This window comes from bacterium (assembly GCA_026398675.1).
Taxonomy (GTDB): Bacteria; RBG-13-66-14; RBG-13-66-14; order RBG-13-66-14; family RBG-13-66-14; genus RBG-13-66-14.
Genome location: JAPLSK010000093.1, coordinates 1 through 8974 on the forward strand (window position 1 = coordinate 1; position 8974 = coordinate 8974).

At 63.0% G+C, this 8974-nt stretch carries 9 protein-coding genes and 1 tRNA gene; 8 read left to right on the plus strand and 2 right to left on the minus strand.

Going from position 1 to position 8974, the window contains the following annotated elements:
• Positions 1-212: T9SS type A sorting domain-containing protein (locus NTW26_01955; protein MCX7021037.1), on the plus strand; the 212-nt coding region annotated here is incomplete at its 5' end.
• Positions 213-640: 428 nt separating this feature from the next.
• Here the strand turns inward: NTW26_01955 and NTW26_01960 are convergent.
• Together NTW26_01960 and NTW26_01965 are read right to left on the minus strand one after the other, a co-directional pair.
• Positions 641-1990, minus strand: coding sequence for a sigma-54 dependent transcriptional regulator (locus tag NTW26_01960; protein MCX7021038.1), 1350 nt, complete (start codon positions 1988-1990; stop codon positions 641-643).
• A gap of 127 nt (positions 1991-2117) precedes the next feature.
• On the minus strand, positions 2118-3170 hold the full coding sequence (locus tag NTW26_01965) for a branched-chain amino acid aminotransferase (protein MCX7021039.1): 1053 nt from the start codon (positions 3168-3170) through the stop codon (positions 2118-2120).
• Between the two features lie 593 nt (positions 3171-3763).
• Here NTW26_01965 and NTW26_01970 point away from each other — a divergent pair.
• The 7 genes from NTW26_01970 to NTW26_02000 all read left to right on the plus strand — a co-directional run bounded on the left by NTW26_01970 (position 3764) and on the right by NTW26_02000 (position 8879).
• Positions 3764-4030, plus strand: a complete 267-nt coding sequence (locus tag NTW26_01970) for a hypothetical protein (protein ID MCX7021040.1) — start codon at positions 3764-3766, stop codon at positions 4028-4030.
• Positions 4031-4106: 76 nt separating this feature from the next.
• Complete coding sequence (locus NTW26_01975) at positions 4107-4598, plus strand: LysM peptidoglycan-binding domain-containing protein (GenBank protein MCX7021041.1); 492 nt, start codon at positions 4107-4109, stop codon at positions 4596-4598.
• A gap of 428 nt (positions 4599-5026) precedes the next feature.
• Positions 5027-5103: transfer RNA gene (locus NTW26_01980), tRNA-Val, on the plus strand.
• A gap of 271 nt (positions 5104-5374) precedes the next feature.
• The gene (locus NTW26_01985) at positions 5375-6280 is read left to right on the plus strand and encodes a hypothetical protein (GenBank protein MCX7021042.1); all 906 of its coding nucleotides are present in this window, start codon (positions 5375-5377) and stop codon (positions 6278-6280) included.
• 84 nt (positions 6281-6364) lie between these two features.
• Positions 6365-6856, plus strand: coding sequence for a DUF488 domain-containing protein (locus NTW26_01990; GenBank protein MCX7021043.1), 492 nt, complete (start codon positions 6365-6367; stop codon positions 6854-6856).
• A 76-nt stretch (positions 6857-6932) separates the two neighbouring features.
• Positions 6933-8468 carry a Do family serine endopeptidase gene (locus tag NTW26_01995; GenBank protein MCX7021044.1) on the plus strand — a complete coding sequence of 512 codons (1536 nt, stop codon included), beginning with the start codon at positions 6933-6935 and terminating at the stop codon, positions 8466-8468.
• Positions 8469-8492: 24 nt separating this feature from the next.
• Positions 8493-8879: a hypothetical protein gene (locus NTW26_02000; protein ID MCX7021045.1), complete on the plus strand. Its 387-nt coding sequence runs from the start codon at positions 8493-8495 to the stop codon at positions 8877-8879.
• The last annotated feature ends 95 nt before the right edge of the window (positions 8880-8974 follow it).

Consider the following 8974-nt stretch of genomic DNA (forward strand, 5'->3'; position numbering starts at 1 on the left):
CTATTTCCTTCTACCTGCCCGAGGCCGGGGAGGTCGAGCTGGCGGTGTACGACGCCGCGGGCCGCCGGGTGGCCACCCTGGCCGACGGTCAGCAAACGGCCGGTGAGCACGCGGTGGCCTGGGACGCCTCCGGTCACGCGCCGGGCGTCTACCTCTACCGCCTTACCGCGGGTGGCGCCGCCCTCGTCCGCCGCTTCGTCGTCAGCCGGTAAACCGGGAGAGTCGTCGGCGGCCCAGGGTGGCGATTCGTAGGGGAGGGTGTCTTAACCCACCCGTTTTTACCCTCACCCTAGCCCGTGCCTCGCAGGCCTCCCTAAAAGGGAGAGGGGACACACGGCAGCCTTTGTCCCGGGCTGTGATGATGTAGAGGCGGGCGTCCGCATCCGCTCTCTCAATTATCAAACGTATTGCGCTTAATGTAGGGCGGGGATTTTAATCCCCGCCGCTTTCACGCCTCGACCCTCACCCTAACCCGTGCCTCGCAGGCCTCCCTAAAAGGGAGAGGGGACATGTGGCAGCCCTCACCCCGGCCCGTGGGCGACCGCTCCTCCCACGGGGAGAGGAAAACCGCGGGCGACCGTGGACGGTCGCCCCTACGGGTGGGATTTGGAGGTATGTACGCAGGGGCGGGTTTTTTCCGTCACTCCAGGTTGTACCGCTTGCGCTTCTCTAAAAGGGTCTTACGGTTGATGCCCAGAATCTGGGCGGCCTCGGCCTTGTGACCGCTGGTCCTGGCCAGGACCGCCTTTATGTACTCCCGCTCCAGCTCGTCCAGGGAGAGCCCCTGAGCCACGGCGTGCCCCAGAAAGCCGTCCTCGGCGGCCAGGATGGTCTCCGGGAGGTTCTCCAGGGTGACGTTGACCTTATCGCCGTCGGTGAGCACGACGATGCGCTCGATTAAATTCTCCAGCTCGCGGACGTTGCCGGGCCAGGGGTAGCGTTCCAGGGCCTCGACCGCCTCCGGGGAGATGCCCACCAAGCGGCGGTTGAACCGCTGGCAGGTCCGCTCCAGGAGCTCCTTGGTGATGAGGATGATGTCGCCCTCGCGCTCGCGCAGCGGCGGCAGGGTGACGGGCACCACGTTGAGGCGGTAGAAGAGGTCGCGGCGAAAGCGCCCCTCCTCCATCTCCCGCTCCAGTTCGCGGTTGGTGGAGGCCACGATGCGGATGTCCACGTCGCGGACCTGGTTCTCGCCCAACCTCTCGAAGCGGTGCTCCTGGATGAGCCGCAGGATCTTGGCCTGGAGCGGCAGGTCCAGCTCGGAGATTTCGTCGAGGAAGAGGGTGCCGCCGTCGGCGTTCTCGACGCGGCCCGGCTTGTCGCGGTGGGCCCCGGTGAACGCCCCCTTCTTGTAGCCGAAGAGCTCGCTCTCCAGCAGCCCCTCGGGCAGGGCGGTGCAGTCTATCTTTACGAAGGGTCCGTCCCTCCGCTTGGAGTTGTAATGGATGGCCTTGGCCACCAGGTCCTTGCCGGTGCCGTTTTCCCCCCGTATTAAAACCGTGGAGTCCACGTCGGCCACCTTGGCGATGAGCTTGAAGACCTCCTGCATCTTCCTCGAGTTGCCGATGATGGTTTCGAAGGTGTAGCGGTCGGCCAACTCCCCCTTGAGCTCCCGGTTCTCGCGCAGGAGCTTACGCTTCTCCAGGGCGCGCTCGATCTGGACCAGGACCTCGTCGCGCTTGATCGGCTTGGAGAGGTAGTCCTCGGCGCCCCGGCGCATCGCCTCCACCGCCGTTTCCACGCTCCCCTGGCCGGTCATCATGATCACCGGCAGGTCCGCGTCCACCCCCTTGGCCTCCTGCAGGAAGGTGAGGCCGTCCATCCCCGGCATCACCAGGTCGGTGAAGACCACGCCGATTTCCTCTCCTCGGATGATGTTCAGCGCCTCGGCGCCCTGCGAGGCGGTCACAGGCTCGTAGCCGCCCTTCTTGATAATCGCGGACAGAAGGGCCAGGGTGGGCTGGTGGTCGTCTATGATAAGGATTTTCATGCATCCCCCGTGGCGGTTTGTTACATCACGGTAATAATGTAACACAGGGGGGAAATTGTATCCACCATCAGTTTATTAAAAAAAGGCGGACCCGGTGGCCCGCCCGTCGTAACCGTGGAATTTGGCGTCAGCCCTTTATCTCGTAGCGCCAGCCGAAAGGATCGGGCCTGGCCGCCGTCTGGATGCCCACCAGCTCGTCGTAGAGCTTCTGCCATCGCTCGTCGAAGGAGAAGGTCCAGCTCTTCTCGGGCCCCACGATTTCCTGCACCCAGGTTATCACCGCGGCGGTGCCGCAACAGGCCGCGGCGTCGAGCGTGTCCAGCTCCGCCAGCGGGATTTTCCGGGTTTCGGTGGGCCACTTGAAGAGCTTTTCCGCTATCTCCATGATCGAGCGGCGGGTGATCGAGGGGAGGATGGAATGCGATTCGGGGGTGACCAGCGCCTTCCCCTTGAGGCCGAGGAAGTTGGCCGCGCCTATCTCCTCGATGTAGGTGTGCTCCGCGGGGTCGAGGTAGAGCGCCTCGGCGTAACCGTGGCCCTTGGCCTCAAGTCCGGCGATGAAGCTGGCCGCGTAGTTGCCGCCGGCCTTTATATGACCCGTGCCCCGGGGCGCAGCCCGGTCGTGCTCGGAAACCCGGAAGCGCTTGCCCTGGTCGGGTCCGAACCCGCCCTTGAAGTAGGGCCCCACCGGGGTGACGAAGATGCGGAAGACGTAGCTCTTGGCCGGTTTGACGCCCACGTTGTCCCCGACGCCCAGGTAAAAGGGCCTCACGTATAGCGCCGCCCCGGATCCGAAGGGCGGCACGTAGGGCAGGTTGGCCAGCGTGACCTCCTCGATGCCCCGGATGAAGAGATCCTCGGGCACCGGAGGGCCCTGGAGGTACCGCGCCCCGTCGTTCATCCGACGGGCGTTCTCCAGGGGACGGAAGGCGTACACCTTGCCGTCGGAGCCGGACTGAACCTTCATCCCCTCGAAGAGCTCCTGGCCGTAGTGCAGCGCCTGGCTGCCTTCGGACAGGTGCATGACGCTGTCTTCCACGATCCCTCGCGTCCGCCAGATTCCGTGCTCGAACACCGCTTCGAAACGGTAGGGGCAGCGGAGGTAGTCGAAGCCGAGGTTCGAGAAGTCAAGCTCCGCCGTTTTCCCGCCGTTCAGGAAATAGTAGCGTGCTTTGTCCATCCCTTCTCCCGTCACGTTGAAGTTGGGGACGACCGACCCCGTCATGATAACCGATTCGCGCCGTCCTGACAACCCTGGGCGCCGTTTGCAAGATTTTGCAAAAAAGGATGAAATATGGTATAATCCGCAATTACTCAGATGTAATTTTTTGGAACAAAGGAGCGGAGGGAAGCGTAATACGTCAATCGCCGCCGCTACACAGACCGATTCCCGACCGCGCCATTGCGCAGCTTTTCACCCAGGGCTTGCTTTGGGAGTCGGCGGGATTGAGGAGTAGGTGGATTCCGCTGCGATTAATGAATACGAGATTAAGGATTTAGCCCCCGGCGGTGAATTTCGGAACTTATTTAAACCGGCAAGGACAACGAGATACAAAAAAACTTGACATTTATATGACTCCCGGTTAGCATCACGGTGCAGTCTAATCAAGCAAAACGCTGAGAGCGGATCCTCTATTAAGGTAGAACAAGGCTTTTTCTTCACTTATGAAGTTCCGAGGTCAGGATTCCTTAGGAGTGTCCTGATTCAATTCCAGCCGAGCAAACCCATATCCCTTTAGACCGGAGGTGGTGTCAAGAATGCGGAAATCGACCATGAGGTGGCTGGTTCTCGCCTTCGCCTTCGCCATCCTAGCCATCGTCCCCTTCGTAACCAGCTGCGGATACTCCAATGCTGAGCTGAAGGAGTACGACGTCGCGAAAGTTGGCAAGGTGAGCGCCGACAAGCGGCTGAAAGCCGCTGATGACGAGAACGCAAGCCTCAAGGCCAGAATCGAGCAGAAAGACGCGGAGCTCGTTCGGGCGAAAGAGAATCTTGCTCAGAAGAAGGCCGCATACGAGGAATGGGAGGCTTCCCGCTAAAATCGGGGAGTCCCTGCCTCACGAGAAGTTAACCGAAAACAGACAAACACATAGAGGAAGGGGGCGGTAAGTCCTTATGAAAAAATTCTTCCCGATCCTCCTGGTTATCCTCTTCGTTCTCCCGGCCTTCGCTCAGGGTGAAGTGGAACTCTCCGACGCGGAGAGGGATCGCATCAAGGCCGAACTAAATGCTGACGAAGAGACGACCGGATTGAGCCGCGAAGAGCTCGTCGCGAAGTACGACGGCGAGGCTGCCGACCTGAACGGCAAAGCTGCGCCCATCGAGGCCGAGAACGAGGCGCTGCGCACTCGTCTGAACGACCTCGAGAAGCAGATCCAGGATGTCAACGCCGAAGCCCGCAAGTACGAGATTCCCGTCGAGCCGCCGAAGAAGTACGACACCTACGTCGTAGTCGACGGTGACTGCCTCTGGATGATCGCCGAGAACGTTTGGGGTTGGCAGCGTTGCGCCGAATGGCCGCGGATTTATGAGGTCAACAAGGACCTCATCAAGGACCCGGACCTTATCTATCCCGGCTGGAGCCTCAACATCCCCCTCGATAAGTGATCATCTTCGATAAAAAGGGGCCCGAAGGGGCCCTTTTTTGTAGAACAAAGCAACGAATTTCACTGTGAGAGCGTTCACTTCACCGACCGGATTCCAGGGGCCCGAAAGGGCCCTTTTTTTGAGCCCGAAGTGTATGTGGCGTTACATGAGGAGAGGATGATAGCTTGATAAAAAGGGGTCCGAAAGGGCCCTTTTTTGCAGAACAAAGAATCAACGAATTACCCTGTGAGTGCGTTCACTTCACCGACCGGATTCCAAGGGCCCGAAAGGGCCCTTTTTCACGGCTTGGATGCGCGGTCTGGATTTTTTAAATTGCCGCCGTCCCCACCTCGACCGGGAGGGGGACGAATCGCACCCCGTGCGGGTCGCGACCCTCGCCGCCTTGACAACCCACCCCCTCTTAAGCTAACTTCTCCCTGCTGCGCAGCGGGCGATTAGCTCAGTTGGTTAGAGTGCTTGCTTGACATGCAAGAGGTCACTGGTTCGATTCCAGTATCGCCCACCACGGGCCCGGGAGGGCCCGCTTTTTTAAGGACGAGAGACGAGCCGGACCCTGAGCGGCGCTCGAATCGGAGCGGGGCGGCTCGTCGGGCGGCTTGGAGGACACTCTTCTTTTTAAATCCGAACGGGCGGGACCGCGTCCCCACACGATGGGGTGAGCCGACACTCCAGTTCGGAACCGCGCCCCCCCGGGCGTCGTAAACCAACCGTGTCCTTGACCGGCCGGACCGTCCCTGCTAAGATGCCGTCGTGAGCCTACCGTCAGGAGCCAGCCGATGCGCGCCTTCGTAACAGCAGTCCTCTTGGCATCCATCGCCGCGGGAGCCCAGCCCTGCGCCGTCGAAAAACCGAGCGAACCGAGCGAAGCGAGCTACGCCCCCGGCGAAACGGCGCCGACGCCCGACTCCTCCCCCTACGTCCTCTTGGTCGCGGACGAGGAGGACGGGGTGGACTTCCCCCAGCACTTCTACTCGGGCTACGAGACCCTCCTCACGGCTTTGGGCATCGAGTACAACCTGTGGGATCACAGCGTGAGCGGCGAGCCGGCCCAGGATGACCTCACCCCCTACGACGTGGTCATCTGGGTGACCGGCAACTCCTGTGGGCGTCCCGCCTCGGACCCCGTATACGGCCACTCGGCACTGTCTTTGACCGAGGAAGAGACCCTGCGCCGGTGGCTGGCCACCGACGGCGGCCGGGGGCTGATGCTCTCCGGGATGTGGATAGGCTGGAACGGCGTCGCCGACGCCGACGACGAGGACCAGATACCCAGCCCCTTCTTCGACTGGTACGTCGGTCTGGACTACCCCCGCGACAACTTCACCGACTGGATCGAGGTGGACGACGACTGGTCCCTCGAACCCACGGACAGCGCCCGGTTCATCACTGAATCCTACGACATCAAATGGGTGTCTACCGAGAATTACCCCGACCAGCTCGAGTCCGCCGTGGGGTGGACCGAGGCCCACTGGACCGACCCCGACGGCGCCCATCATCACAAGGCCGTCATCGCCAACGAGGGCTACAACTGGCGGACGGTTCTTTTTGCCTGTCCCCTCGAGGCCATTTCCGGGGAGACCAACCGCCGGGACATCCTGGACCGGGTTCTGGTGTGGTTTATGGAGGGCGATGAGAGCGTGGTCGAGTCGAGCTGGGGGGAGATAAAAGCCCGGGAGTGGTAGATAGAAGTGGAGGCAAGGGGTTTTGCCAGGGGCATAGCTTGCTTCGCTCGGTTAAACCCCTTGTCTCTTCCGTGGAATAGGCGCATGGGTTTCATCTTCACCATCGGTTACGAGGGCGCGTCCCTCGTTTCTTTTATTGGAACGCTTAAGCACGAAGGTATAGCGGCGCTCCTCGACGTCCGGCGCGACCCCTGGTCCCGCCGTCCCGACTTCCGAAAGCGCGGGCTGGAGCCGGCCTTGGCCGCCGCCGACATCGCCTACCGTCACGAGCCGCGGCTCGGGGTGCCCAAGGAGGTGCGGGAGCGCTTCCGCGACGGGACGGACCCCGCGGGTTTCGCCGGGGCGTTACTCGCTTCGCTTCGTTTCGCCGCCTGGTACGCCGCCGAGGTGCTGGGAAAAAACCAAGACCTTTTGCGGGAGCTGTCCGAATCAGTCAAGTCGACGCCGATCGCTCTTCTCTGCTACGAGGCCGACCCGGCCCGTTGCCACCGGGGCCTGCTGGCCCTGGAGCTCGCCAGCCTGACCGGCCTCCCCATCCGACACCTCACCCCGGCGACGACGGCGCAGCAGCCGTAAAATTTGGAACTTCGGTACGCCCGCCTTCGTTTAAATTACTGATTTACCTCCCCCGAATGCGAAGGAAGTGAGCAAGATGGACTCCGTGGAAGAACTGGCCCTGAAGAAGTGGAAGGTCTTGACCTTCACTTTAGCCGCCCTGGTTCTCGGTTTAGGCGTGTTCCTGACGATCATGTACGTGAACGGCCCCCGCGAGGAGGCCCCCGCGGCGACGAGCACCGTGCAGGCCATCAACCCCGATGACCTGCCCAGATTCGCCGATACGAACAAGGCCTTCGTGGCCGTGGCCCAGGTGGTCGGCCCGGCGGTGGTGCAGGTGCAGACGGTGACCAAGGTCACCGGCTCCTCCTTCCCGGGTTTCGATATGAACCCCCCCGGTTTCCCCGGCGGTGACCCGTTCCAGTTCTTCTTCGGCCCCCACGGCGGGCAGGAGAAGGATTACTACGCCGAGGGGAACGGCTCGGGGGTCATCGTTTCCTCCGAGGGCTACATTCTGACAAACAATCACGTGGTGGAGGGGGCGAAGGAGATCCACGTCGCCCTGACCGACGGGCGCGAGTTCGACGCCACGGTCGTCGGCGTGGATCCCTCCTCCGACATCGCCGTGATTAAGATCGAGGCCGAGGGGTTGCCCGTGGCGCCCCTAGGAAATTCCGACGACCTCCAGGTTGGGGATTGGGTGGTTGCCCTGGGCAGCCCCTTCGGCCTTGAAAACACGGTCACGGCCGGGATAGTGAGCGCCACCGGTCGGACGAACATGCGCCTGGCGGACTACGAGGACTTCATCCAGACCGACGCCGCCATCAACCCGGGCAACTCCGGCGGCGCCCTGGTCAACCTCTCCGGCCAGGTCGTGGGCATCAACACCGCCATCGCCAGCCGCACCGGCGGCTACATGGGTGTGGGCTTCGCCATTCCGGTCAACCAGGCCAGGGATGTCATGGACCAGCTCATCGAGACCGGGACGGTGACGCGGGGCTGGCTGGGGGTTTCCATCCAGGACGTCACCCCGGCGCTGCGCGAGACCCTCGGGCTGAAGGATACCGTGAAGGGCGCGCTGGTGGGCGAGGTCATGCCCGACACCCCGGCCGGGCAAGCCGGGCTTAAGGTCGGCGACGTCGTCGTCGGGATGGACGGCAGGGCGGTGACGGACGCCAACGATCTGCGGAACCGCGTCGCGACCGTCCGCCCCGGTAAAACGGTGCGTCTGGAGCTGCTCCGCGACGGCGACGAGCGGACCGTGACGGTGACCGTCGGCGAGCGGCCCTCCGATTTGACCCCGGTTGCCTCCACCACGCCCGGCGGGCCGCCCACGAGAGGCGGGAAGGAAACCGTCCGCGGCATCACCGTGGGTTCCCTGACCTCCGACCTCAAGTCCCAGCTGGGCTACGACGGCAACACCGGCGTCGTGGTTTTGGACGTGGGGGGCTACGGCGGGGCCGCGCGGGCCGGCATCTCGCCCGGCATGGTCATCCTCAAGGTAGACGGCGTCTGTGTGAACGACCCCGGGGAGTTCGGTAAGATCGTCGCAAAAACTAGTGGACCGCTGCTGCTCTACGTCTGGAGCCACGGCGGGCGGAGCTTCGTCGCCCTGCCCGAGGAAGTAGAGTAGGGTCCGAAGGGGAGGGGAGTGGGCGTGCGCCGTTTCCGGTGGGTGATAGGGCTGGCGGTGATCGTGCCCGCGGGGGTGCTCCTGGCCAACATCGCCGAGCCGACGGGGCCGATCATCGGCTGGGACCAGGTGAGCCCCATCCTCGCCGAGAGCTGCACGAGCTGCCATGACGCCGAGCTGGCGCTGGGCGGGGTGGATCTCTCCACCTACGACGCGGCGCTGACCGGGGACAATCCCCCCGCCATCCCCTACGACATAGGCTCGCCGATGGTCCGGATGCTGACCGAGGCGCCCCGCTCGGGGATGCGCGGGCCCGACCACACCGCCCTCCTCTCCGCGAAGGAGAAGGACCTCGTTTTCAACTGGATCGAGTGGGGCTGTTACGAGGTGGGCTGGGTCGGGCTGGATTGACCGCGCTGATGGTCGTTGAGCGTGAGGGGTTGGGATCGTTCCCGGCCCTTTTTTGTCATGGGCTCGGGGACTAATGCGCGCCTGGTAAGCGGGCC

Coding starts and splice junctions, on each gene's coding strand:
- NTW26_01970 (MCX7021040.1), top strand. CDS start 3,764: ATGAGGTGGCTGGTTCTCGCCTTCGCCTTCGCCATCCTAGCCATCGTC.
- NTW26_01995 (MCX7021044.1), top strand. CDS start 6,933: ATGGACTCCGTGGAAGAACTGGCCCTGAAGAAGTGGAAGGTCTTGACC.
- NTW26_01990 (MCX7021043.1), top strand. CDS start 6,365: ATGGGTTTCATCTTCACCATCGGTTACGAGGGCGCGTCCCTCGTTTCT.
- NTW26_01975 (MCX7021041.1), top strand. CDS start 4,107: ATGAAAAAATTCTTCCCGATCCTCCTGGTTATCCTCTTCGTTCTCCCG.
- NTW26_01965 (MCX7021039.1), bottom strand. CDS start 3,170: ATGGACAAAGCACGCTACTATTTCCTGAACGGCGGGAAAACGGCGGAG.
- NTW26_01985 (MCX7021042.1), top strand. CDS start 5,375: ATGCGCGCCTTCGTAACAGCAGTCCTCTTGGCATCCATCGCCGCGGGA.
- NTW26_01960 (MCX7021038.1), bottom strand. CDS start 1,990: ATGAAAATCCTTATCATAGACGACCACCAGCCCACCCTGGCCCTTCTG.